General features: G+C 59.0%; 19 protein-coding genes. 9 read left to right on the top strand and 10 right to left on the bottom strand.

Annotated features, from left to right (window positions below; all coding sequences use genetic code 11):
- Nucleotides 1–11 precede the first annotated feature (11 nt).
- Together FOY56_RS22290 and FOY56_RS22285 are read right to left on the bottom strand one after the other, a co-directional pair.
- The gene (locus tag FOY56_RS22290; protein ID WP_146348364.1) at nt 12–1085 is read right to left on the bottom strand and encodes a ParB/RepB/Spo0J family partition protein; all 1074 of its coding nucleotides are present in this window, start codon (nt 1083–1085) and stop codon (nt 12–14) included.
- A 46-nt stretch (nt 1086–1131) separates the two neighbouring features.
- Nucleotides 1132–2529, bottom strand: a complete 1398-nt coding sequence (locus tag FOY56_RS22285; RefSeq protein ID WP_146348363.1) for an AAA family ATPase — start codon at nt 2527–2529, stop codon at nt 1132–1134.
- A gap of 425 nt (nt 2530–2954) precedes the next feature.
- Here FOY56_RS22285 and FOY56_RS22280 point away from each other — a divergent pair, with 425 nt between their 5' ends.
- From FOY56_RS22280 to rfbA, 6 genes are all read left to right on the top strand, one after another.
- Nucleotides 2955–3977: a replication initiator protein A gene (locus FOY56_RS22280; protein ID WP_146348362.1), complete on the top strand. Its 1023-nt coding sequence runs from the start codon at nt 2955–2957 to the stop codon at nt 3975–3977.
- A gap of 181 nt (nt 3978–4158) precedes the next feature.
- Entirely contained in the window at nt 4159–4719 is a 561-nt protein-coding gene (gene rfbC / locus FOY56_RS22275; protein WP_146348361.1) for a dTDP-4-dehydrorhamnose 3,5-epimerase, read from the top strand.
- Between the two features lie 4 nt (nt 4720–4723).
- Nucleotides 4724–5776 (top strand): dTDP-glucose 4,6-dehydratase, encoded by a 1053-nt coding sequence (gene rfbB, locus FOY56_RS22270; RefSeq protein WP_146348360.1) that lies wholly within the window; start codon nt 4724–4726, stop codon nt 5774–5776.
- Nucleotides 5777–5893: 117 nt separating this feature from the next.
- A complete protein-coding gene (gene rfbD, locus FOY56_RS22265) occupies nt 5894–6751 on the top strand; it encodes a dTDP-4-dehydrorhamnose reductase (protein WP_146348359.1) in 858 nt (285 codons plus the stop codon).
- Between the two features lie 9 nt (nt 6752–6760).
- Entirely contained in the window at nt 6761–7594 is an 834-nt protein-coding gene (locus FOY56_RS22260; protein ID WP_246139565.1) for a sulfotransferase family 2 domain-containing protein, read from the top strand.
- Nucleotides 7591–8463, top strand: coding sequence for a glucose-1-phosphate thymidylyltransferase RfbA (gene rfbA / locus FOY56_RS22255; protein ID WP_146348357.1), 873 nt, complete (start codon nt 7591–7593; stop codon nt 8461–8463). The genes FOY56_RS22260 and rfbA overlap by 4 nt, the downstream gene beginning before the upstream one ends.
- Nucleotides 8464–8612: 149 nt before the next feature.
- Here rfbA and FOY56_RS22250 read toward each other — a convergent pair whose 3' ends face one another.
- The 8 genes from FOY56_RS22250 to FOY56_RS22215 form a co-directional block, all read right to left on the bottom strand.
- A complete protein-coding gene (locus FOY56_RS22250; protein WP_146348356.1) occupies nt 8613–9818 on the bottom strand; it encodes a sulfotransferase family protein in 1206 nt (401 codons plus the stop codon).
- Nucleotides 9815–10645, bottom strand: a complete 831-nt coding sequence (locus FOY56_RS22245; protein ID WP_146348355.1) for a sulfotransferase — start codon at nt 10643–10645, stop codon at nt 9815–9817. The genes FOY56_RS22250 and FOY56_RS22245 overlap by 4 nt, the downstream gene beginning before the upstream one ends.
- Before the next feature lie 149 nt (nt 10646–10794).
- On the bottom strand, nt 10795–12534 hold the full coding sequence (locus FOY56_RS22240) for a sulfotransferase domain-containing protein (RefSeq protein ID WP_146348354.1): 1740 nt from the start codon (nt 12532–12534) through the stop codon (nt 10795–10797).
- 163 nt (nt 12535–12697) lie between these two features.
- Nucleotides 12698–13438 carry a sulfotransferase family 2 domain-containing protein gene (locus FOY56_RS22235; RefSeq protein ID WP_146348353.1) on the bottom strand — a complete coding sequence of 247 codons (741 nt, stop codon included), beginning with the start codon at nt 13436–13438 and terminating at the stop codon, nt 12698–12700.
- A 45-nt stretch (nt 13439–13483) separates the two neighbouring features.
- Nucleotides 13484–14077, bottom strand: coding sequence for a hypothetical protein (locus FOY56_RS22230; RefSeq protein WP_146348352.1), 594 nt, complete (start codon nt 14075–14077; stop codon nt 13484–13486).
- Nucleotides 14074–18384, bottom strand: a complete 4311-nt coding sequence (locus tag FOY56_RS22225) for a glycoside hydrolase family 99-like domain-containing protein (RefSeq protein ID WP_186766434.1) — start codon at nt 18382–18384, stop codon at nt 14074–14076. The genes FOY56_RS22230 and FOY56_RS22225 overlap by 4 nt, the downstream gene beginning before the upstream one ends.
- Nucleotides 18385–18618: 234 nt before the next feature.
- Nucleotides 18619–19785, bottom strand: coding sequence for a nucleotide sugar dehydrogenase (locus FOY56_RS22220; RefSeq protein WP_146348350.1), 1167 nt, complete (start codon nt 19783–19785; stop codon nt 18619–18621).
- Nucleotides 19786–19867: 82 nt separating this feature from the next.
- Nucleotides 19868–20983 carry a polysaccharide biosynthesis/export family protein gene (locus tag FOY56_RS22215; protein WP_146348349.1) on the bottom strand — a complete coding sequence of 372 codons (1116 nt, stop codon included), beginning with the start codon at nt 20981–20983 and terminating at the stop codon, nt 19868–19870.
- Nucleotides 20984–21097: 114 nt separating this feature from the next.
- Here FOY56_RS22215 and FOY56_RS22210 point away from each other — a divergent pair, with 114 nt between their 5' ends.
- From FOY56_RS22210 to FOY56_RS22200, 3 genes are all read left to right on the top strand, one after another.
- Nucleotides 21098–21928, top strand: coding sequence for an NAD-dependent epimerase/dehydratase family protein (locus tag FOY56_RS22210; protein WP_246139564.1), 831 nt, complete (start codon nt 21098–21100; stop codon nt 21926–21928).
- Between the two features lie 24 nt (nt 21929–21952).
- Nucleotides 21953–22567 carry a sugar transferase gene (locus FOY56_RS22205; protein ID WP_146348348.1) on the top strand — a complete coding sequence of 205 codons (615 nt, stop codon included), beginning with the start codon at nt 21953–21955 and terminating at the stop codon, nt 22565–22567.
- A 164-nt stretch (nt 22568–22731) separates the two neighbouring features.
- Entirely contained in the window at nt 22732–25212 is a 2481-nt protein-coding gene (locus FOY56_RS22200; protein ID WP_246139563.1) for a glycosyltransferase, read from the top strand.
- The last annotated feature ends 259 nt before the right edge of the window (nt 25213–25471 follow it).

Genomic DNA, 25471 nt, shown 5'->3' with positions numbered 1-25471 from the left:
TCTATGACCTATCAGAGGCGACCTCGCAACCACTGCTCCAGCGCCTCGATCAAGGCCTCATCAACCGCATCCCCGGTCAGTTCCACCTTGCCAGAGCCGCTGCTCATCCGCAGACCGTCGGCAATCTGGCGGGTCACGCGACTGGCCCGATCGGACGGAGCTTTTGAGGCATCCGTCTTGGTCGGCGGGGCAGGGGCGGCGACATCGGCACCTGGCACGGGAACGGGGGTTTGCGTCTCTTGCACGGCCTCTCTCAGCACCTGCAATTCAGGCCCCGGCGTGTCGCGCGGGATTTTGGCCAGCCGGGCTTTCAACCGGTCTGCAAGACCGGGGTCGCGCACCAGTTCGCGCACCAGATCCAGCCCGAGCTTTTCCGAGATCGCCGTGGGATGGCGCAGCGTGTCATCCAGCGACTCGACCAGCGCGATGAAGCTGCCAATCTTGGAGCGTTTGGACCGCGTGGTGGAGGCATAAAGCCCCTGCAAGGCGGCGCGCTGGGTGTCATAGACCCCTTGGCGCATCGCCCGCACCGCGATCCGGGCGCGTTCATAATGGCTGAGATTTACGCGGATCTCGTTTTCCTCGACCATCGCGACATAGGCATCCTGCGCGGTGTCGGGGGCGATGACCAAGGCGCGAACGGAGCCGAAATTAGGCTCTGACCCTGCGGAATAGAGACGTTTCAGAGCCGTCAGACGCCGCCAGCCCGAGATCAGGCCATAGGCCCGCCCGTCGACCGGATCGGGCAGGCGCACGACCTCGATCGGCATCTGCTGACCACGGGCGCGCAAGGAATCCATCAGCGCCGTCATTTCGTCTTCGTCCTGCACCAGACGGTCCCGGACCAGATAATTCTCATCAATCTGATCCAGCGGGATCTCTTCGATCATCCGCCCCGATGCGCGGGCCGCTTTCACTACGTCGGCCAGATCTTCGAGGGCGGCCCGGGCCGAGGCCTCGCCTGCCACCTGAGCAATCGGAGCCGACGTCATCGGCATGGATTTGGTTTCCGGGGCGCGTTGACCCGCATCGGGGCCGCTCAGATATTCGCCCTGTGCCGGGGTCAGTCGTTTGCGTTTAGCCATCTGCTCACTCTCCTCTGCGCCGCGCGGTCCGGCGCAATATCAGTCTCTAAACCGCCAGTTCGCCCTTGGCTTCGCGCTCTTCCCGGCGCCAGATCCCCAAGAGCAGGCGTTTGAAGGCAGCATAGGTTTCGTCAAAGGTTTCGCGCCCGCGGGCATAGGTCTCGCGGTTGAAATCGCGGTAATCGGCTTCGTAGATCCCGCTGACCTGTTCGCCCGCCTGACCGATCAGCGCGGTGAAATCCTGACGGTGCGGCGACAGGGTCTGGCCCAGATAGGCCTGCACCAAAGCCGCCAGTTCGCCCTGCTGGGCGCCGTCATAGCGGGTGATCACGGCGCGCACCGCATCCCATTCGAACGCCATGCCCGGACGGCCCAGGGCGCGGGCGGCCATGTTTTCCCCCTCTTCGATGCTGGCGAAAGTCGAATGCAGCATGTCAAAGAACCGGCCCGTGCTGTCAAATTCAAGGAAAGAGGCGCCGAACGGCACCAGTAGGATGTCAGCCGCCGCCAGCCCGTTGATGGTGAGATAGCCAAGGGCAGGGGGGGTATCGATGAAGACAAGGTCATAGTCGTTCAGCACCCCGTCGGCCTCAAGCCGGTCGGTCAGCGCATCCCACAGCTTCCAGGTGCGGGCCGCCATGCGCCAGACCGGGATCTGGAATTCGGCCCAGTAGAGGTTCAGCTGCGCCCCGATCAGATCGATATTGGGCCAGTGGGTGGATTGGATGACGTCCCGGGCGGACATGTCGAGCGCGGCGGTCAAGGATTCGTCCAATGGCTGAGGCGCTTCGCCCCGGTCCAGCCGGCGCTGGTTGTCGGCCCGCAGATGTTCGCCGTAATGGCGCGCCAGCAACGGGAACGCGGTGCCCCATTCATCGTCCACCTTGCCGCCAAAGATCGAGGTCATCGAGCCCTGACTGTCGAGATCGATCACCAGAACGCGATAACCATCAAGGGCCGCCGACATGGCCAGGTGCGCCGCTGTCGAGGTCTTGCCCACGCCGCCCTTGAAGTTGGCCACGGCGACAAGTTTTGCCGGCAGACCTTCGGGCCGGTAAGGCAGGTAATTCTTGGCCTTGGACCCTTGTGCTCCGAAAAAGGCGCGCAGGCGCAGCACCTCGTCCAGAGTGAACCATTTTGCGCCGCCGTCTGTTTCGCTTGTACCCTGGGGCAGATCCGGGTTCTGTTTCAGCACGCGCCGGAAATGGGCAGGGGCAACGGGGATCAGATAACGGGTGATTTCCCAGGTTGAAAACAGGCGCAGGGATTTGCGTCCGGCATCGTCCAGACCGCGGCTGGCCAGATCAGACCGGCCCCGGGCGCAGGCTTCGGCGATGGCAGCAAAGCCGCCCGTCGTTGTCGGTGTATCCAGATCGGCAAGAGCCTGATCCGGATCGATATTGAAATACGGGGGCAGGGGATTGCCAGCGTTGTCTTTTGCCATGAAGGAAATAGCTCGATGTGCCGTGTTTTTCGCATGATAGCACGAAACGTGTGACATGGAAGCATAACGCGCACAAAAGCGATTTTTTCTAAGCAAATCCGACAGGTGAGGGGGATGCTGTGCCTCATCATCTGTAGCGGTGTCGATTTTTTTATCTGTTATATATGAGTTATGTTTTAGTTAAGGAAGATCTTTGGGTTTTGGAAGCCTTTGAATAACAAGGAGATTTTGGAAGTATTCCAGAGCAGGGTGACTCTGATCCCCCGAAAGACCGACTCTGATCCCCCGATGATGTGACTCCGAACCCCCGATGGATCAGCGTTGCGACAGGCTGTGGATAACTCTAGGGTGGGTGTCACTAAAACCACGATAATGAGTCGGACACCCACCGAGGACCGACCAGGGCACGAGCAGGACGTGAGGCAATGACAGGGGTAGGTACCGGGGCGGGGGGGCTTCTTCCCGACCGAACACGGCAGGGCGATTTTTTTCTCTGCGATGTTTTTGACGCGATTCCAAAAGATGACATGGCCAGCATGGAGCATCCGCTGTTCTCGCTTGCCACCCGTCCGGATCGCCGGATCCTGAGCTATGATCACAATGGGGTTGCGATCACGGTGACGCCGTCGGTCAAGGGGCTGGCGACGATCCACGACAAGGACATTCTGATCTTTTGTATTAGTCAGCTGATGGCGGCGATCAACATGGGGCGGCAGGTCAGCCGCACACTGCATCTGAAGGCGCATGATCTGTTGCTGGCGACCAACCGCGAAACCAGTGGCGATGCGTACCGACGATTGCGCGAGGCGTTCGAGCGACTGGCCGGGACCCGGATCACCACCAATATTGTCACCGGCGAGACCGAGACGACCAGCGGCTTTGGGCTGATCGAATCCTGGGAGATCGTGCGCAAGACCCGCGGCGGGCGCATGGTCAGCGTGTCGGTGACTTTGTCGGACTGGCTGTATCGCGCGGTGCTGAGCAAATCTGTGCTGACGCTGAGCCGGGATTACTTTCGGCTCAGGAAACCGCTGGAGCGGCGGATCTATGAACTGGCGCGCAAACATTGCGGCAAACAGGACAGCTGGCGGATCTCGGTCGATACGCTGCTGAAGAAATCCGGCTCGGCCTCGCCGCGGCGGGTGTTCCGCAAGATGATCCGCGACATGATCGCGGCCGATCATCTGCCCGATTACGAGATGAGCGAAGAGCCGGGGGATTTGATTCGCTTCACCTCGCGCAGCCGGGTTGTCGAAACCCCGCCGCAGGGGCTGCCGATGCTGAAACCCGATACCTATGATGCCGCGCGCGCGATCCTGCCGGGGTGGGACGTTTATGGGCTGGAGGCCGAATGGCACGCGGTCTGGCAGCGCAGCGGCGCGCCCCGGCTTTATAAACCGGATGCTGCCTTTTTGGGCTGGCTGCGTAAGCGGGCTGAAACCGGCTGAGCGGATCGGCGATACACGCGACCGGTTTGGCACAGGTTTGGCGCATAATTTGCCAACATCGGCATTTTATCTCCTGTTTGTTGTGTTTGAACTGTATGTCGCATCGTGATGCAGTGACAGCACTTCAAGTGCTTGTTATTGGATCATTTGGATATGGTTTGAACTTAGAGTATTTGGATAGATGCAGATCGAAGAAACGTCCCTTCCCGGTGTAAAGATCCTGACCCCCAAGAGATTTGGCGATGACCGCGGCTTTTTCAGCGAAAGCTGGAATCGCAAGCTGTTGGCCGATCACGGAATCGACCTGGAGTTCGTGCAGGACAACCATTCGGTTTCGGCGGCGGTGAATACCGTGCGCGGCCTGCATTTCCAGTCACCGCCCCACGCCCAGGACAAGCTGGTGCGCTGTGGCCAGGGCGCGCTGTTCGACGTTGCTGTCGATGTGCGCAAAGGGTCACCTACCTATGGTGAGTGGTTCGGGATCGAACTGACGGCAACAAACGGCAAACAGCTGCTGGTGCCCAAAGGGTTCCTGCACGGGTTTTCGACCCGCGCGCCCAACACCGAGATCATCTATAAATGCACCGATTACTATTCGCCCGAATGCGATGGCGCCGTGCGCTTTGATGATCCGGGTATCGGCATCGATTGGGGTCTGAGCGGGGACGCGGTTCTGTCGGCCAAGGATGCGGTCGCACCGCTGCTGGCCGATTTCGACAGCCCGTTCAGCTGGGAAGGATAAGACAATGAAACTTCTCGTAACCGGCGGCGCCGGATTCATCGGCTCGGCCGTGGTGCGTCAGGCGATCCGCGATGGCCATCAGGTGGTGAACCTGGATGCGCTGACCTATGCGGCCTGCCTGGAAAACGTGGCGGGCGTATCCAACAGCCCGAACTATGCCTTCGTGCAGGCCGACATCCGGGATCGGGCCGCGCTGGACGCGGCCTTTGCCACGCATAAGCCCGATATGGTGATGCATCTGGCCGCGGAATCCCATGTTGATCGGTCAATCGATGGCCCCGGCGATTTCATCGAGACCAATATCACCGGCACCTACAACATGCTGGAAGCGGCGCGCAGCTATTGGATGGCGCAGGGCAAGCCCGAGGGCTTCCGGTTTCACCATATCTCGACCGATGAGGTGTTCGGCTCACTGCCCAATGATCCGGACGTGCTGTTCACCGAAGACACGCCTTATGATCCGCGTTCGCCCTATTCGGCGTCCAAGGCCAGCAGTGACCATCTGGTGCGGGCCTGGGCCGAGACCTATGGCCTGCCGGTGGTGCTGACCAATTGTTCGAACAATTACGGCCCCTTCCATTTCCCCGAAAAGCTGATCCCGGTGATCATCCTGAACGCTTTGGCGGGCAAAGAGCTGCCGATCTATGGCGACGGATCCAACATCCGCGATTGGCTCTATGTCGAGGATCACGCCGATGCGCTGCTGGTGGTGGTGCAAAAGGGTGAACTGGGCCGGTCCTATAATATCGGTGGCGAGAACGAGCGCACCAATCTGGAACTGGTCAAGACGCTGTGCGGCATTCTGGACGAGCTGAGCCCGCGGGCCGATGGCAAGGCCTACGCCGAGCAGATCACCTTTGTCACCGACCGCCCCGGGCATGATGCGCGTTATGCCATCGACCCCACCCGCATCCGCGAGGAACTGGGCTGGCGGCCTTCGGTCACGGTCGAGGAAGGCCTGACCAAGACCGTGCAATGGTATCTGGATAACGAAGCCTGGTGGCGCCCCCTGCAGGAGCGTCACGGCGTTGGTCAACGATTGGGAACCAAGGCGTAATCGGGATGTAATCCGGTCGTGGGGGTGATTTTTCGTCGAAAAATCGTGTCTGCGGCGGGCGTATTTGAAAAGAGATGAAGGGGAGGGGGGACCCCCGCCCCGACAGGGAGCCTTGAGATGAAAGTTCTTGTTTTCGGAGAAATTGGCCAGCTTGGCCAGGAACTGATGCGCCGGGCCGGTTATATCGAACTGGAAGTGCGCGGGCTGGACGAGGCAGATTTTACTGCACCCGACAGCTGCACCGCCTTTGTCGATGCGACTGACGCGGATGCGGTGATCAATGCGGTGGCCTATACGGCTGTCGACAAGGCCGAAGAACAAGAAGATCTGGCCGAGGTGATCAACGCCACCACTGCGGGTGCACTGGCCCGCGCGGCCGCCGCACGGGGGCTGCCCTTTGTGCAGGTGTCGACCGATTACGTGTTCGATGGCTCGGGCGATCAGCCCTTTGCGGTGGACCATCCCACCGGCCCCCTGGGCGTCTATGGCCGCACCAAGCTGAATGGCGAGATTGCCGTCCGCGAGGCCGGTGGGCCGCACGCGATCCTGCGGACCTCGTGGGTGGTTTCATCCCACGGGCACAACTTTATCAAGACCATGCTGAAGCTGGGCCGCGAGCGCGACAAGCTGACCATTGTTGCCGATCAGATCGGTGGGCCAACCCCGGCGGCGGCGCTGGCCGATGCCTGTCTGGCGGCGGCAACGACACTGGTGGCAGATCCGTCCAAGACCGGCACCTATCACGTCTCGGGCGGCCCCGATGTCAGCTGGGCCGATTTCGCCCGCGAGATCTTTGCCCAGGCCGGGATCACCTGTGAGGTCGAAGACATCCCGTCCAGCGCCTATCCGACTCCGGCCAAGCGCCCGTTCAATTCGCGCATGGACAATTCGGCAACCGAAGCCGCCTTTGGCGTGCCGCGCCCGGACTGGAAACAGGGTCTGAATGACATCCTGAAGGATCTGGGCGAGGTCTGAGCCATGGGCGTGCGGCAGCTGAGATATGCGGCGGAAAAGCCGGTTGTGCTGGGGCGCAACATTTCGCATCAGCGTGCCGCGTCCCATGCGCTGGTGCATTACGGCTCGGGCACGGTCTATAGCTTTATTCCCAAGAACGCCTGCACCACGCTGCGCCTGAGTCTGGCTGTGGCCAATGGCTGTGTCAGCGATCTGGACGACTGGACCTGGATCCACCAGAACAACGGCACGTTTCAGGCCGATCTGCGGGATCTGGCGGCGGCGGCGTTCACCTTTACGGTGCTGCGCTGCCCGCATGCCCGGCTGGCCAGTGTGTTTCTGGACAAGATCCTGATGCGCGGCGCCGAATACTGGGATCTGTTCCATGCTGAAAACGACCAGCTCGATCACGACACGCTGACCTTTCGCGATTTTGTGACGCTGATGCTGAAACCCGGGCGGCTGCGGTCGAACATCCACTGGCGCCCGCAGATCGATTTTCTGGTCTATGATGACTATGACGCCTGGTACACGGTCGAAGCGTTTGCCGCCGCTGCAGCCGGGATCGAGACCCGTGCTTTTCCGATCATTGACGCCCGCGGCCTCAGCCGCCACGGCACCGATCAGGTGGCGCTGCTGGAGCAGGGCTGTTTTGCCGACACCCCCTGTCTGGAACTGGCCGGGATGCGGCGCGGCGGACACCTGCCGGCCCACGGCGCGCTCTATGACGACAAGCTGGCAACCCGGGTGGCCAAGGCCTATGCCGAGGACATCACCCTCTACCGGGACCGCTGCGGTGCGGCGGGCCTGAGTTTCCCCGATATCGAATTAGAAGACGAAGATTCCAGAAGGACATCACAATGACCAATCGCAAGGGTATCATTCTGGCCGGCGGCTCGGGCACGCGGCTGTATCCGATTACCATCGGCGTATCGAAACAGCTACTGCCGATCTATGACAAGCCGATGATCTATTACCCGATCTCGGTGCTGATGCTGGCCGGTATCCGCGAGATCTGCATGATCACCACGCCAGAGGATCAGGCCCAGTTTCAGCGCACCCTGGGCGATGGCAGCCAATGGGGTGTCGAGATCACCTATGTCATCCAGCCCAGCCCCGACGGGCTGGCGCAGGCCTATATTCTGGCCGAGGATTTTCTGGATGGCGCGCCATCGGCGATGGTGCTGGGCGATAACATCTTCTTTGGCCACGGGTTGCCCGACCTGATGGCCGAGGCCGACCGCCAGACCGGCGGCGGCACGGTATTTGGCTATCACGTGTCCGACCCGGAACGCTATGGCGTGGCCGAATTTGACAGCGCCGGGTCGGTCAAGGCGATCATCGAGAAACCCGAAGTGCCGCCCAGCAACTATGCGGTGACCGGGCTTTATTTCCTGGATGGCACCGCGCCGGAACGGGCGCGGGCGGTGCAGCCGTCGGACCGGGGCGAGCTTGAGATCACCTCACTTCTGGAAATGTATCTGGGTGACGGCCTGCTGACCATGAAACGTATGGGGCGTGGCTATGCCTGGCTTGATACTGGTACGCATGGCAGCCTGCTGGATGCGGGCAATTTCGTGCGCACGCTGGAAAAACGCCAGGGCCTGCAAACCGGCTGTCCCGAAGAGATCGCATTTGACCAGGGCTGGATCACTTCAGAGCAGCTGGCTGAACGGGCCGATCTGTTCAAGAAGAACAACTATGGGCAATATCTGGCAGCCTTGTTGGGCTGATTTATGAGTCGGGCGCTTCGTGCACAGATTTTCTGCAAGCGAAATTGCGCCCGACACCCTATTTGAATAGCAAGGTTGCCGGATGAACGATGGCGAGACAATCGGTGTGGGATGAAAATGTCAGAATCCCCAGATGCCGGAGGTTTCACTCAATCCGAAGGCCGCCGGTGTAGCTGATCCTCTAACTTGGCAAAGGCAGGTATATTCCCGAACTCGGGGCGAATGCTGTTCAGAAGGGTCAAGGCATCAGCGTGCCGGTCTGCATAGCTCAGCAATCGGATGACGCCATGGGCAAAAGAAAAGCTGTGGCGGGCGAGGTCAGATGAGGCTGCCAGAGCCAGAGCTTTTTCGGTGGCCGCTTCCAACTGTGCTTTAGGTGTATACTGGGCCAGCGGTGTCAGAATCCAGAACATGCGATTCAAGCCCGTGTTCATCGACACCAGACGCGCTTGGTTTCTTTCCCGTACGTTTTGTAGCCTGGCGATGCTTTGTCGTACGGCAGGCAAACCGGGCAGCAAAGCTTTGAGTGCGGTCTGGCTCAGGGCGATGTCTCGCGCTTCATTTGCTGGCAAGACATGGCGCGTACCGGGGGCGCGCAAGGCATCGAACAATGCGCAGGCCGCAGTCATCCAGGGGTCTGTGGTGTCATGCCCGGCGTGCGCGCGGTACAGCGCTGGCTTTACGCCGTCTCGACTGAAATGGGCGATAGCCTCAGGATCCGGATGCAGCCCGGCGAAGTCTGCCGCCGCCTTCAGCGTGGGATTGGGATCTGTCAGAATATCGCCGTGCGTGATCATCAGCGTGTTGTCGTCTGCAAGCGCTATCAGCGTCTCAAACATGGTCACCGCCCAAAGAGCGGCCATGGGTTCGGAATCCGCGATCGCAGCAAAACTCTCAGGGGACCGTTCGACCCGCTGCCGTTGGCTTTTGGCGACCTCTGACGGGTTGCGCAGGATCAGAATTCTACGCAAGTCGAACCCCGCAGCCGGGATCACGCGTTCCCAGAACGGCGCGAGCGTTCCTATTCTTGGATCCTTGAGCACGAAGGGCCCGGATCCGGGAAACGCATCTTGCAACAGGGTTGTGGCCTCATCATGCCATTCCGACAGGGCAGGGGTATCGAAATCGACAGTGCTGGCCCGGAACCCCCAATTGTCCCATGAGGCTCCGAGATGAGCAAGCAGCCGGTCATTGAAGTTGCGTATGGCGGGGTGTTCGGCATAGCCGTCGGGGTTGTGATCATCGTGGATGTCGTCAAACGCGCCGGCATCCGCCCCCATTGCAACCAGCGCATTGGTCAGAAGCGATGTGCCGGAACGGTGCACGCCCAGCACGACGGTGAGGCGCCGTCTCATGCGGTGTAGCCGACCCTTTCAGCGACTACGGCAAAATCGGGGTCCTCGGCCAGCGTGGCATCATAAGCCGCGTCGATCATGTCTGAAATATGCTGTTCGTTCCGAGCCGGGTTCATTTCACTTGCGACCTCGACCGGGCTGGTTGAGGTGTCCGCTTCGAGGAATTCCAGGATCTGGGGCAACTGATCTTTGGCCTTTTCGATCTTCACGGTCATGACCACTCCGGGATTGGCCGCGCTGAAGCTCTCTAGATAGGCTGTTGTGCGCTTCCACCGCTGCATATTGTCGTTGACCAGTTGTGTGATCATGTCGTGCAATGTGGTTTCGTCGATGTCTGCGGCAAATATTTTTGGTTTCCAGGCCCGGATCGAACTGGATACGGTGCCGCGCGGATGGCGTACGACATGGATGAACTTGGTCGCGGGGAAAAGTTCAAGCATGCGCTCGGGCACATGGGAATCCGCCCCATAGCGGATTTCCTTGAACCCCCACCGCGTTTTGCCCTCTGGCAGGCGGCGGCTGAACAGGTTGGTGATGACGGCGCGCTCTTCTTCCGTGATGGCTTTGGCATCGAATGGTGACAACCACGCGGCGCGCGTGCCATCCCGTTTCAGGGTGACGTATGGGTCTTCGTCGACGAAGGGAAAGCTGAAGTCCTGCAACGCCTTGCTGTTGCGCGCCTGTCTTGACCAGTTGAACAGGCTGCGCAGGATGCCGTCATGTTCGCCCCAGATCCAGATATTGGACGCGCCGCAAAGAGAGGTTTGAAGAAAGGTGGAGCCACAGCGCCCTGTCCCCAAAATGACAATGGGTTTTTGTTCAGTCATGTATCCCCCGATTTCGACAATTGCATGCGCAGCATCCCATCCTGTCCACGATAAGGTTCCTCAAGATTCCAAGATGTTGAGTAACAGAAAACATTCAGAACCGCTAGGTTCGCGGGTCTGAGCGCTTAGGTGGATGGTAGGCCCTTGGATCACGATGTCTGACGGCGTTCGTAATCCTCAATGCGCTTTTGCGCGTGTTCTTCAACATTGAACGCGTCATTGGGAAAGAGGTTCATGAACCGCTCGGTCATGACACACAGCACGATGTCGGGCTTTACGGTTTCGCACAGCGTATAATCGACGCTTGTTGACCAGACGAAGATCACCTTGCGGAACGTTTCGGACATCAATCCGGTAAGGAGATTGTCGCGATACTCGGAGAATGAATCTCCAAACAGGATGACGGTCTGATCGTTGGGGGCCGTTTCGTTCTCGAATACGATTTTTGAGCCGACATGCAGCTTGCCCTCGTTGAGGAGGTTGTGATCGCGTTTATACCGGATAAGCCCTTCGTCATTCACGATTTTGGCGTCGCTGAGAAACTTTGCAAACTGGGCCTTTTCAGTCACGGGGATGGGAAGCTTTGAGCCCAGATCCAGAACCAGATCGACTTCTCTTGTCGGGCGCGACAAAAGATCTGCCCTGACTTTCAGACCCATTGTGGAACAGATCAGCTGATAAGCGACAAAGGCTCCTACATGGCTCCAGTGGCTGTCGGTTTTCAGGTAAAGACGTTCGGGGTTTTTCAGCTTTGTGGTGAAATAACCAACGGCATCAATGATATTCTGGCGCAGCGGGGCAGGGGCGGTTTTGAAGAAAGATGCTCCACGGCTGCGGTCGAATGCGATGGGCCATCCCAGCTTGTCTCCGAGGACGGTCATCTTTTCGGGGATCATCACCTGCCTGAATTGTGCGTTGATCGCTTTCAGGCGGTCAGCACGCTCTTGGGCAATGGCATGCCAGCGGGCGCACACGGCCAAATGGTCCGCTTCGTCCTCAAGATACATATTCAGGACGTTGTTCGACCCACCAGAAAGGAACAGCCAGCCATCAGCACCGATGGCCACGTCACCGACAAGGGCCCCAACGGGCTGGTTGAACTCTGCGGTGCCGTCAGGGGCAACAGGACGTTTGACGTCAACCACTTTACAAGAGCGATAATAATCTTCGCCGAACTCTTTTATCAACTCAAAATAATGCTGCTCAGAGACGCCAATCGCTTCGCTGCCATGTACCCAGCGTTGTTGGGAGAAATCGACATCGTCTGGTGTATCAAGCCCAAGGAAATCAAAAATCTGCCCGACGACTATGGCTCCATGTGCGCGCAGGTCGTCATTATGCACGACGATGACGTTGTCATGGCCAAAGACCGAAACGAATTTTTCGATCTTCTGCTCGTATCTGGAAAAGGCAATGATCCGCTCGCGGATCGTTTCCAGTTCCTTTGTATCAGCGGCATCCCAGTTGCGCGCCATCAGGTCGTCGAAATTTATATCCTTGAGGGCAGGTGTCTTTATTGTGTTTTTCAGATGATTGAAATGCGAGACGGCGCGTTCGACCGGGTTGCGGATGAGGATGATGATCTTGGCCTTGGAGGAAAACTTTTTGATCCGCTCCGCAGTTGGAACATTCAGACACATGTCAAAATATGTCGGGCTGGCATCGACATAGAAATCAGCCGTTTCGCTGTCTTTGAAATAGTCGAGATACCAGTTGCGTTTTTCTTTATGAAAGAGCGAGAAATAGTTGATCTCTTCCTCGCGTCCACCGCTGATTTTGCCGTGCGTCGTGAGGACCTGATGCAGCGATGACGTGCCACCCTCTGTCGGGCCAATAACAAAGACATTGGGCCGTTTGGAGCTTCTCGTGGATGTTTTCTTGCGTGCCATAAGGCCAATTCCTTTCCAATTATCTGCGGCATCCGCGCACTGGATTTTCTTATTTCCCGCTTTCAATGCAATCCACTAGAATTTACTCACTCGGATAACCTCTAGAAATAAGGCCATTCTTTTCGAGTACGCTCACCACAAGGTAATCTTCAACATACTGATTTCAGGTATTCCCAAGCCGGTTATAAACAGCAAAATCGTCTGCGAGGTTGGTTTTTAGAGCAGCTTTCGCCTCTTGTGACAGATGTGTCGGAAATAGGGTTGCGGCATCCTCATATTGGCTCTTGTAGTTTGCCTTGATACGAACGCCAGCTTTGCTGTCCACGTCCTGAATGGGCAAATCAGGCCGCTCACCTGTGAGGGCTTCAACGATGTCGTGAAGATCTTTTTCCAGAGTCTCCATATCAAAGACATGCATGCTTTCAGAAGGAATACGCTCCAGGACGTCAAGTGGAGTATAGAATGACTGACCCATGCCCATATGGGCAAACCTGGAAAATTTCTTTGCCCTCCGTTTCGTTTCCGGATCAGTCGATATCAATCCTAACGCCACAGCCTCCACAGTAGGAAACTCTTCGTACAGGGCATTGATATCCCCAGACTTGATTGCTCCCTTTAAGAAAAGGTTGTGCTTATCCCAGTTAAAAGCCGAAACAAATCGTGTAATCGGATCGCGGCGGGCAATCAGAAATATGAAATCGTCAGGGTGAGATTTAGATATTTCAGATATCTTCTTATCTGCGTCTTGAACATGCATCTCGAACAGGATGTAGTTGTCATCGAGGACCCTGTGTAAAAAAATCGACGCCGCAGACCCACCACATTTCCCTACATGCGCAAACAGGATCCGATTTTTCGGCGAAAGGAGCATGTCTTCGACTTCGGGGTTGAGTAAGACTTTCATATAACTCCGCCTAGTTCCTGTATTTCCTATTGGTGGGCTTCAATCCTAAGCCAACAAATCCCCGTATACTGCCTTTTCGGCAGCCGCCCAGTTCGGAGAGGCCTGGTACATCTCTTCAAGATCCGTTTTGGTAAACCAGAAGCTATGATCCCGGATATACCCAAACTTGTTTTCATTCAGACGTCTACCGAGTGGTTCAAGTCGCTTTCCAAAGAACTTTTCGAAATCATCATGAATAGATTCTACTTTAACCCAGGTATCTACGGGCGGGTTATTGAAGCGATTGAATACGGCCTCAGCTGAATTCAAAACGCCAGAATTTTCGAGAAACTGGCCTCGGCAAAGTTGCTCTCTCGTGACGGTGTGGTGCGGCGGCCTTGATGCTTCGTAATGTACCCTGCTTAATAACCAATCAGGAAGCCGCCGAAAGATTACGACGATCTTTTTTCCATCGACCGAGAATTCTGGCAGTCTCGATTGCCGTTGCGGGATATTTTCATGCCAAATTACATTATCCTGATCGAGTTTGTCGAATTGTACAGAATTATCATTGCTGAAATTCTTCTTCAACAGTGCCTGAGCAGACGTTCCGCCACACTTGGGAAAGTGCAGCCAAATCCAATCCGACCCAACAATCATGAGTTTGTTCCTTGCGTGAGATGCTGCATCGCAGCATTGTAATTTTCTGCTTGTTTTTCCAGCGTTTTTCTGTCCAGCTTGACCAACGATCCAACCAGCTTGTGCATGGTGTCGATCTCGGCAAGGTGCTTTTCTACCTTCAGTGCGTGGGTGACGCTGATGCGGTGGCGGCGGTGCGTGTTCAGGGCGTCGGGGATATAGCTGACACGGCTGTCCTTTCGGGCGCAGATCTCGGCGTAGAGACGCCAGTCTCCGGCAACGTTGTACGTATACAGCTCGTCGCCCACGGCGTCGAAGGCCTCCAATAGCGTTTCGCGGTGGAAGATGACGCCCGACACGTTCAGGATCACATTCTTGACCGCAAGGAAGCGGGCCAGGAACTCCGGGCCGTCCATGTCAAAGGCGCGGTCAAAGGCCCCGTCTTCGATCTGGTTCACGTAGGGCTTGTAACTGTCACCCATCGGCAGGCTGTGTTCGTCGATCTGATTGCTGTCGGTAAAGCCCAGAACACTGCCGGCCTGCTGCATCTGGTCGATCACCCGGGCCACAAAGGTCGGGTCGGCCAAATCGTCCGCCTCGCCGATCCAGACATAGTCACCCTTGGCAAGCTCGACCCCCTTGCGCCATTGCGGGAAGGGGGATCCGCTGTTTGTTTCGTTGATGTGCAGATCGATCAGGCGACCGGCGGCTTCGGCCGTGCGTTCGATTTCGGCGACGCTGCCATCGGGCGAGCAATCGTCAAGGACAATTACCTCGTAGAGCGGCGTGGTCTGTTCAAAAACAGTGTGCAGGCGTGCCCCGATATAGTCCTCGTACTTGTAGTTCGGAACGACAGCCGAGATCTTCGGCAGGTTCGGGGCAAGTCGTTGGGCCAGCCCGAACACGTAGTTCGAGAAATTGTAGTTCTGTTCGATCTCGGCCCGGCGGGCATCGGCAGCGCGACGGTTGCGTCGGGAAATCGCGGACAGGATGGCGTCCGTGATGCCCATAGGGTTGTTGTGTGGCACCAGAACCCCATGAGTGCGGATCAGCGTGTCACATCCACCGCAGCCTTCGTGGCCAATGACCGGCAGGCCGCAGGCCAGCGCTTCGAGGACTACGGATGGGAACGGATCTTCGCGCGAGGACAGGTAAAACGCATCCGCAGCGGCAAAAAAGCGCGCTATGTCTTCGCGGTGGCCAAGAATGCGGACACGATCGCCCAGACCCGAGGCATCGATTTCCGGCTGGAACCAGGTGGTGGCTTCACCACCGGGGGAGCCGACCCAGAGAAAGGCGATATCGTCATGGGCATCACAGAGCGACAGGCCAGCCGAGATGAAACGATCAATCCCTTTGCGCAGGTCGGCGAACCCGACACCCAGTATGATCTTGGTCTTGGCTTTCAGCCCCAGCTCGGCGCGCAACCCGCCGTCACCCGGTGCGATGTCGAGCACGCTGGTGTTGTAGAGCCCCTGCGGGAAGATTTCCGCGACATTTGCTATATCGCTGGCAATGTCTTCAAACCCTTGCTGAACGATTTCGGCAGGAAAGATCACATGGTCCGAGTTTTCTGCGATCATCCGGGCGGGATGTTCCAGATTATAGCTTTTGAGAAGATTGGGCAGTTCGTGGATCAGTGATGCGATCCGGAAACCGGCCGCTCTCAGGGCGGGTGCGAGTTTGCCCGATGGCGTGGTGTTGGTGATTGCCGCGCTGTATCCCTGCGCTGCAAGCGACTGAGCCAGCGCCGCATCATCGCCCTCGAACTGGTCGGCAAAGATGACCGAGCCGATTTTACTCATAGTGGCGGTTGTTGTCTCGAACGAGTCACCATGCGTGTTGGAGTCGAGAATCACAAAGGTGACCTCGTAGCCGAAGTGACGCGTCAGGGTTTCACCAATCCGGGTGATTAGTTTCTGCGCGCCAAAAGCCAGGGTGTCATGGCCCACCAGCAGCATTTTGGGCTTGTTGGAGGCCGTTTCGGTAAACTCGGCCCCATAGGTGCCATGCACCACACGCGATACGGTGTTCAGATAAGCCGACCCAAAATGCACGTCAGGCTCAAGATAGGCGCCTTCGGCCCATTCGTTCCAGGCGTTGATACAGACAATGGGTTCGCCATAGATCGGGTTTGTTTCGCTGTACGTGATGGCCCAGTCCAGCCATTCTGCAAATTTGTCCGGGGTTGAATGGGCGACGATGGTGCCCCGGCCCGGGCGGCGGGCTTCATTATCCCATGACGGAAATACCGTGCGGATCAGCGGAAAGTCCGGGGTCGGATCTTCGCAGGCCACTTGCACAACGGCGTCGTATTCCCGGACGTTACCGGTGTATTTCGTATCAAAGAAGGCCATCGAGCTTGAGACGTCCGGCGCGTCCGACAGGATCTTATGCGGCGGGAATTCGATCGCGCCGTCCAGATCGAATTCGCGCGGGTCGTTGTCACCAAAGGCTTGGGCATTGAAGATCAGCGGATCCAGACCGTGACGGTCACGGAACACGTCGCGCCATGTGTCCATGCGCTCACGGGCGCCGGGAATGTGGCCGGGGCGATAGAGGAAGAACAACGGTCGGTCGCCGATCCGGATATAGCGGGGGTCTTTCATGTGGCGGGCCAGATCGTCGATCAGAGGGATGTCATCCTCTTCGCGGTATTTCTGCCCCAGGATCACTTCCTTTTCAGAACCATCCCAGGTGCGGGTCCAGTTCTCATTGGCCCACATCAGACAGAAGGGGAAATCAAGACTCGGATCTGCCAGCATCCGTTCCATCGGTGCCTCAAGAACCCGCTCACCGTCGAACCAGTAGTGATAGAAACAGAATCCGTGGATACCAGCGGCCTTGGCCATCTCGATCTGGCTGCGCATCACGTCGCTTTCGACCAGATCGTAACATCCCAGATCGCGGGGAATACGCGGCTGGATATGCCCCATGAACCGTGGCATCGCCCGCGGCAGGTTGCGCCATTCGGTAAAGCCGGTGCCCCAGTTTTCGTCGTTTACCTTGATGGGGTGGAATTGCGGCAGGTAATACGCAAGAACCTTGGCGCGCTTGCGGCGACCGATACCGATCTTGGGGTCGAAGTCTTCGAAGTCAGGACCGGGCGCAACAGCAAGGGCATGCGCCTCATAGACATCACCGTCGGCCTGACGGCCCAATTTGGTGACCGGGCGGCCTTCGTTCTTGCCGACGATGCAATAATGCATGAAGGGATTCATCCCGACAGCGGCAACATCTGCGTTTTCACTCAGATAGTGACGGGATGAGAACCACGGCGTCGGATCGCGGCCTTCCTTCCAGCCAACTTTGAGATAATGGTCGACAGGGTCTTCGGGCCGGTCTTCCAGAAGGAAGGAGGACAAGTAGAATTCTTTGTCGAAGTCCTCTTCGATTGCCCAGCAATCTTCATGTCGCGCTTCTGATGCGCCCGCGTCGATCTCAACCGGAGCTTTGATCGGCTCCGGGTCGGGCACGTCTGCTGCTTCGGTTTGTTGCTGGGTCAGGAAATGCACAAACGGGTTCACCCCCGAGATGGCGACGTCGAGATTTGCTTCCAGATAGTGTCTGGTTGAGAAATCCGGGCTGGGATCGCGACCCTCCCGCCAGCCAAGTTGCACGTAGTGCTCCAGTGGGTCGAGCCCGGCTTCGGCGACACCGGGGTATTGGGACAGGTAGAAGTCAGCGTCAAAGCTGTCGCGAATTGCGTCCATGTCAGCAACAAGCTCGGGCGGAAGCTGTGGTTCTGTCACGGCGTCGGCGGCGGGCCTGCCCGACCAGCCTTTGGCTTTGCCCTGGGTGACATAATGCATGAATGGGTTGATGTCGGCCTGCGCGATGTCGGGGTGTGCCCCCAAATAATAATCGGTCGAGAAATCCGGGCTGGGATTGCGGCCCTCCCGCCAGCCAAGCTGCACGTAGTGCTTCAGCGGGTCGAGTCCGGCTTCGGCGACACCGGGGTATTGGGACAGGTAGAAGTCAGCGTCAAAACTGTCGCGAATTGCGTCCATCTCGGCGGCCATTTCAAAATCCATTCCGGGCGCAAGGCCAATTTCGCTGGCCCCCTCCGCGCTCGGCACGCCCGGCCGCCCTTCGGCTTTGCCCCGGGTGACGTAATGGATGAACGGGTGTGTGTCAGCGTCCGTAATGTCGGGGTTTGCCCCCAGATAGTAATCGGTCGAGAAATCCGGGCTGGGATTGCGGCCCTCCCGCCAGCCAAACTGGAGATAATGCTCTAGCGGTTCGAAACCGGCCTCGACGACATCGGGGTACTTGGTTGTATAAAAAACCCTGTCAAAAGCCAGCGTCAGCTGATCTAGTAAATCCAAATCAAAAATTTCTTCTAAATTACTGACATATTTATCAGATTTTCCAAGTTGTGACATGCTAAATTTACTCTTCGGTAATGTGACACAGTTAGACGGTTTATAACGGGCACCCAAGAGATGTTCTATCGAATTCGTGACGGCGCACCACCCCAGTTGACGCACCTTTAAGGGGGGGCTGATTTTTCAGCAGATGCGCTGATTATCGTTATAAATCAGCGGGTTGTCTTGATTGACTTAGTCCGACTGGAACAGGTCGCGGGTAAAGACCTTGTCGCGAACGTCTTCCAGATCGGGCTCCATGCGGTTGGCGACGATCAGGTCGCAGTCGCGTTTGAACGCCTCAAGATCATGAGTCACGGGCGACAGAAAGAATTCCGGCGCGTCCAGGCTGGGTTCATAGACCGTCACCGGAATGCCCTTGGATTTGACCCGCTTCATGATGCCCTGAACTGAACTGGACCGGAAATTGTCCGACCCTGCCTTCATGGTCAGCCGATAGATGCCCAGGGATTTGGGCGCCCGGTCGATGATCATGTCGGCGATATAATCCTTGCGGGTGCGGTTGGCGTCGACAATGGCGCGGATCAGGTTCTGCGGCACCTCGGAATAATTCGCCAGAAGCTGCTTGCTGTCCTTGGGCAGGCAATAGCCGCCATAACCGAACGAGGGGTTGTTGTAATGCGCCCCGATCCGCGGATCCAGGCCGACGCCTTCGATGATCTGGCGCGGGTCCATGCCCTTGTGATGGGCATAGGTATCCAATTCGTTGAAATAGGCCACGCGCATGGCAAGGTAGGTGTTGGAAAACAGCTTGATCGCCTCGGCCTCGGCCGGATCGGTCAACAGCACGGGGACGTCTGTTTCCAGCGCGCCCTCGAGCAGCAGGCTGGCAAAATCGCGAGCCCGGTCCGAGCGTTCGCCCACCACGATGCGCGACGGGTGCAGGTTGTCATAGAGCGCGCGGCCTTCGCGCAGGAATTCGGGGCTGAAGATCACGTTGTCGCGCCCGGTTTCGCCGCGGATCTGGTCGACAAAGCCCACGGGGATCGTCGATTTGATCACCATCAGCGCGTCCGAACCGCTGGCATTGACCGCGCGGATCACCGCCTCGACCGACGAGGTGTCGAAATGGTTGGTGTCGGGGTCGTAATTGGTGGGCGTGGCGATCAGGATCAGATCGGCCTGCGCAAAGGCGGCATCCGCGTCGGTGGTGGCGGTCAGATCCAGCCCGCCCCGATCCAGGAATTCGGAAATCTCGTCATCGACGATCGGGCTGATCCCGGCGCTCAGCTGTGCGATCTTGTCGTCTGACAGATCCACCCCGGTGACGCTGTGCCTTTGCGCCAGCAGCACCGCATTGGCAAGTCCCACATATCCCAGTCCGACGACGGTGATGTTCATCTTGTTATCCTTTGTCGCCGCGACGGGCCGCCTGTCAGGCGGCCCGGTCTGGAGGTTCAGTTCGGGTCAGGCAAGCGCCGGTTTAGATGACCCCGGCAGCGTTGAAGACACCGAAGAAGTTACCGATGATGTTCGAGATGGTCAGCGCATCGTTGATCGGCGATTCCGTGGCCACGACAAGATCTTCGGGATTGATCTGGAACTTGCGGGCCGAGAACAACCCGTCGGTCGAGGTCAGGTCGATGGTGAACACCACCCGGGTCTGGCGCGGGCCGCGCACCCCGGGCTGTACCGCCGAGGGGCTGTATTCGCGGATGATCAGCAGGCCTTGCGGGTCAGCGGTCTTGTTGTCGATGCCGCCCATGACGGCCACGGCGTCCATCGCCGACATCTGGTCTTTGGTGAAGATGTTGACGGCTTCTTTGCCGGCGGCCCCGAAGGACAGGAAATAGCGTTCGTCTTCTTCGATAAAGACCCGGTCGCCGCCCCGCAGCAGCGTATCACGCGACGGGCTGTCGAGCAGGTTGTCGACCGAGGTGCCATAGATCGAATTGCCGCGCATCAGGCGGATCTGGGCGTTGTTCAGACCTTCCTTGACGCCGCCACCCTGGGCCAGCAGCCCGAGCACGGAAAAGTTGCGGTCTGGCATCGCATAGGTGCCGGGCTGGCCGACGCCACCGACCAGATCGACCGAGTTGTTGGGGCCTTCGGTCATGGCAAGCTGGACCTGCGCTGAAGGCACGATCGCCTCAAGCGAACTTTGCAGTTCCTTGCGGGCCAGATCCGGGGTCAGGCCGATCACGCTGATATCGCCCACGTAAGGCACGAAGATCGATCCGTTCGAGGCGACTTCGACTTCGCCCAGCGTGGCGGTGCGCTGTTCTGCGGCCGTCAGCAGCGAATTGTCCGAGCTGTCCCAGATCTGGATATCAAGCATATCGCCGGGCTGGATGATCTGGGTCCGCGCGCCGGTGCTTTTGCCGATCCAGTTCAGCCGTTCCTGCGCGCCGGTCGGGGGCCATTGCGACACCGTGGGCAGAAACGCCCGGGTCACCGGGTAGACCGAAAAATCGAGCGTCTCGTTGCCGGCCTGTTTTGTCACCTGCTCGGCGACCGGGCCGCCCGACGGCAGGCGCCCACAGGTGGCCAGAAGAACGGTCAGCCCCAGGAATGTCAGAAATTTGATCACGATGTGCATGAACCGGTCTGCCTATGCTCTGAAGAATACACGGCGAAAGCCGTTGCAATTTTACGTCCGAAAGATACTGGCAGGGGGGTGGTGGTCAAGTGGCGGTCAGCGGACAGGAGCATAATGATGAGATTTCCCCGGATTTTGGTCATTGGTGCAACAGGCCGGATCGGCGGGATCTTGCGCAGGTGCTGGCCTGCGGGCCAGATCCAGTGGCAAAGCCGCGCAGAACAGGCCGGTGCGGGCTGGACCGTGCTGGATCCGCTCGGCGACCCTCAGGCGCTGGCAGAGGCCACAAAAGGCGTCGATTCTGTGCTGTGCCTTGCGGGCGTGACCCCTGCGGGGGCGGCGCGTGGCGGCCATATGGATGACAACACCGGGCTGGCTTTGGCGACAATCCGGGCCGCTGCGGCGACCGGGACCCGAGTGTTGCTGGCCTCGTCGGCGGCGGTTTATGGCAGCCAGACGGGGGTGCTGACCGAAGATCTGGCCCCCACGCCGCTGTCAGACTATGGCCGCGCCAAGGCCCGGATGGAGGCAGAGGGCCTCGGCCTTGGTGAAAAATCAGGCGTCCCTGTTACCGCGCTGCGGATTGGCAACGTGGCGGGTGTGGATGCCATTCTGGGCGGCTGGCGACCCGGGTTTGCGCTGGACCGGTTCGCGGACGGGCGCACGCCCCGGCGCAGCTATATCGGGCCGGTGACGCTGGCCCGGGTGCTGGGCGATCTGGCCGCTGTTCCCAATCTGCCGCCGATCCTGAATGTCGCCGCGCCGGGCGTGGTGGAAATGGGTGCCTTGCTGGACGCCGCCGGTCTGGCCTGGACCCCAAGGGATGCGCCACAAACCGCCATCGCGCAGGTCTGTCTGTCGACAACTGCGCTGGAAGCGGTCACAAGCTTTGCCGATGCCGACAGCACGCCGGCGGCCATGGTGGCCGAATGGCGCAGCCTTTAGCCCCAAGACGGAGCCGCCCCCACGATGACCTGGCGCAAACGCCTGTTCGACCTGTTCTTTGTCACGCTGCTGATCGTGATCCTCGGACCCATCCTGCTGGGTCTGCTGATCTGGCTTCTGGTGAAGGAAGGCCGCCCGGTGTTCTACGTGGCCGAGCGGATGAAAGGGGTGGATCAGCCGTTTATGCTGTGGAAGCTCAGGACCATGTCGGTCGTGGACGAAGACAGCGGCGTGTCGGGCGGCGATAAAACCGCACGGATCACCTCTACCGGGGCCTGGCTGCGCGCCAAGCGGCTGGATGAGTTTCCGCAGCTGTGGAACATCCTGAAGGGGGATCTGAGTTTTGTCGGTCCGCGCCCGCCGCTGAGGCAATATGTCGAACAGGACCCCGAGCTTTACGGTGAGGTTCTGAAATCGCGCCCCGGCGTCACCGGGCTGGCGTCAATCGTCTATCACCGCCACGAAGCCGCGCTGCTGGACCGCTGCGCCACCCCGGAAGAGACGGATGCGGTCTATACAAGGATTTGTGTCCCGGCCAAGGCGCGGCTGGATCTGATCTATCAGCGCCATCAGAACACCTGCTATGATTTTGATCTGGTGTTCCAGACCATCGGCAACCTGTTCCGCCGGAAAACCTGACCTGACAAGGGCGATCCTGCCCGCGATGATAGACAAGTTACTGTGATCCGGTTACAGGCCGTGGAGATTGCGGTCGGGTCGCATTGCGTCCTGTCGGCAAAAACGGTTTACACGATCTCGCCCACGCAGTGGGGCACCGGAAATTCTTGAGGAGCGCGGGACGCGTGATTAACCGACTTCGAGGCCTGTTTCAGCGCTATGCCCAGACGCATCGCTATATCGAAGCCCCCGGATTTCAACTGACCAGCGGCTCTGAGCCGCTGCAGGGCTATGTCGACCGGGTCGTGATGGCCGGCACGCGGGTGACCTTCATCGGCTGGAGCACCGCCGACCGGATCTTGCTGTCCGGGGCCGACGGAGAATCCACGACCCGCCCCGACATCCCCCGTCAGGATGTGGCCAACGCGATCGGCGTGCCGCCCCGGGTCGGATTCGAGATTTCGCAACCCTATGGCAACGGACGGTTTTCGCTGACCGTGGACACCGGCGGGGTCAATCACCGCCACGATGTCGCGCCGATTTCGGTGCGAAACCTGAAACGCAGCCGTCGGGATCTGGCACTGCGGTTCTTGTGGACCGCGCTGAAAGTATCGCCCTTGATCCTGAAGGCGATCCGCAACAGCGACCCGGCCGCGCGTGCCGCCGTAAAGACGGCGCTTGGGCTGAACGCGGCGTTTGAGGCCGGACCGATGGAAACCCGGATCTTTGCGACGGACGGCGACCCGGCGAAAATGCCCGATCCGGCTCCGGTCACCCTGATCCTGCCGGTCTATAATGCCCTCGATCTGCTGCCCGAAGTGCTGAAGCGGGTGGTCGACAATACCGATCTGCCCTGGCGGATGATCGTGATCGAGGATTGTTCGCCGGATGAAAATGTCCGGCCCTGGCTGACCGACTGGGTTGCGGCCCGGGACAAGGTCAGCCCCGGTCAGGTCGAACTGATCCTGAATGACGAAAACCGGGGCTTCATCGGCTCGGTCAATGCCGGGCTGGTGCGCGCGGCCGAGATCGGCCATCACGTGATCCTGCTGAATTCGGATGCGTTTGTACCGTCGGGCTGGGCCAGCCGCCTGATCCGTCCGATGCTGCTGCACGACAATGTCGCCAGCACCACGCCGATGTCGAACGACGCCGAGATCTTTTCGGTGCCCGCGATCTGCCAGCGCATGCCGCTGGACTCCGGACAGGGCGATGTGATCGATGCAACGGCACAACAGTTTCACCCCGATGCGTTGCTGACCGTGACCCCCACGGGTGTGGGCTTTTGCATGGGGATGAACCCCGACTATCTGCAAAAGGTGCCGCAGCTGGATACGGTGTTCGGGCGCGGCTACGGCGAAGAGGTCGACTGGTGCCAGAAGGTGCGCGCCCTTGGCGGGCGGCATCTGGGCGTGCCGGGGCTGTTTGTCGAACATCGCGGCGGCACCAGCTTTGGCTCGGAAGAAAAGCTGAAACTGGTCGCCAAGAACAACGACATGATTGCGTCGCGCTATCCCGATTATGACGCCGAGGTGCAGCAGTTTCTGTCAGCGGACCCGATGGTCACCGCCCGGATTGCGCTGGCCATGGCCTGGGCTGCGTCGCGGACGGACGGGGCCTTGCCGATCTACATGGCCCATTCTCTGGGCGGCGGGGCGGACAAATATCTGGAGCGCCGCATTCGCGAAGACATCGAAACCACCGGACGGCCTGCGATCGTGCTGCGTGTCGGCGGCGGCATGGGGCGCTGGCAGGTCGAACTGGTCAGCGATCACGGCACCACCGCCGGGATGACGGATGATTTCGACTTTGTCGAAAAATTGCTGGAGCCCGTGACCCGGCGCCACATCGTCTATTCCTGCGGGGTCGGGGACCCCGATCCTGTGGAATTGCCCGACTATCTGCTGCGGCTGAAGCGCGAGGGCGATACGCTCGAAGTTCTGGTGCATGATTTCTTCATGCTGAGCCCGTCCTATACGCTGCTGGACCAGGATGGCACGTATCGCGGCCCGGTCGAAAGCACCCGCCAGGACAAGGCGCATCAGGGCGCGCGTCCCGGGGGCAAGCTGGTCACGCTGCAGGGCTGGCGCAAGGCATGGGGCGGTCTTTTGCGGGCCGCGCAGGACATCGTGGTCTTCAGCGAAGACAGCCGCACCCAGGTTTTGACCGCCTTTCCGGGCCTGACCAAGCGCATCGTGATGCAGCCACATACGCTTTTGGGGGCGGTGCCCCAAATCATGCGGCCCGAGGGGGAGACCCGCGTGATCGCGGTTCTGGGCAATATCGGCTATCAGAAAGGCGCCGCCGTGGTCAGCGAACTGGGCCGGATGATAGAAGGCGTGCCGGACCGGAAACTGGTGCTGATCGGCAATGTGGATCCGGCCTATATGCCCCCGGCATCGGTGCCGGTGCATGGCAATTACCGGCTGGAAGATCTGCCGGGACTGGTTGCGCGCTATGGCATCACTGACTGGCTGGTGCCGTCGATCTGGCCCGAGACATTTTCCTATACCACGCACGAGGCGCTGGCGACCGGGCTACCGGTCTATGCCTTCGACATCGGCGCGCAGGGCGATGCGGTGGCAAAGGCCGAGAACGGACACCCCATTGCGTTCACCCCGGAAAGCAATCTGGCGCGCAGCTTGTTTGACGCGTTTGGCGGATAACGCGGTTGCGGGGCCGGGCAGATGCAATGTCGTGCTCCGTCTCTTGGCGGTCCGGTTTGAAGACTGCTGAAATTTTGTGCCGGGGTCTGCAATCGGCTTCACATCAGAATCATTGTCGCATGTCATACCCTGTGCCAGTAGCGAACCGACCCGCCGATACGTTAGACATACAAACAGAATTTTATTGAGGACGATCATGCGCAAGAAGGTGACGAAAGCGATTTTTCCGGTTGCGGGTTTGGGGACGCGGTTCCTGCCG

The organism is Falsiphaeobacter marinintestinus (genome assembly GCF_007923355.1).
Classification (GTDB): Bacteria; Pseudomonadota; Alphaproteobacteria; order Rhodobacterales; family Rhodobacteraceae; genus Phaeobacter_A; species Phaeobacter_A marinintestinus.
Note: the sequence above shows the minus strand (reverse complement) of the source record. Positions and strands in the feature narration are given on the sequence as shown.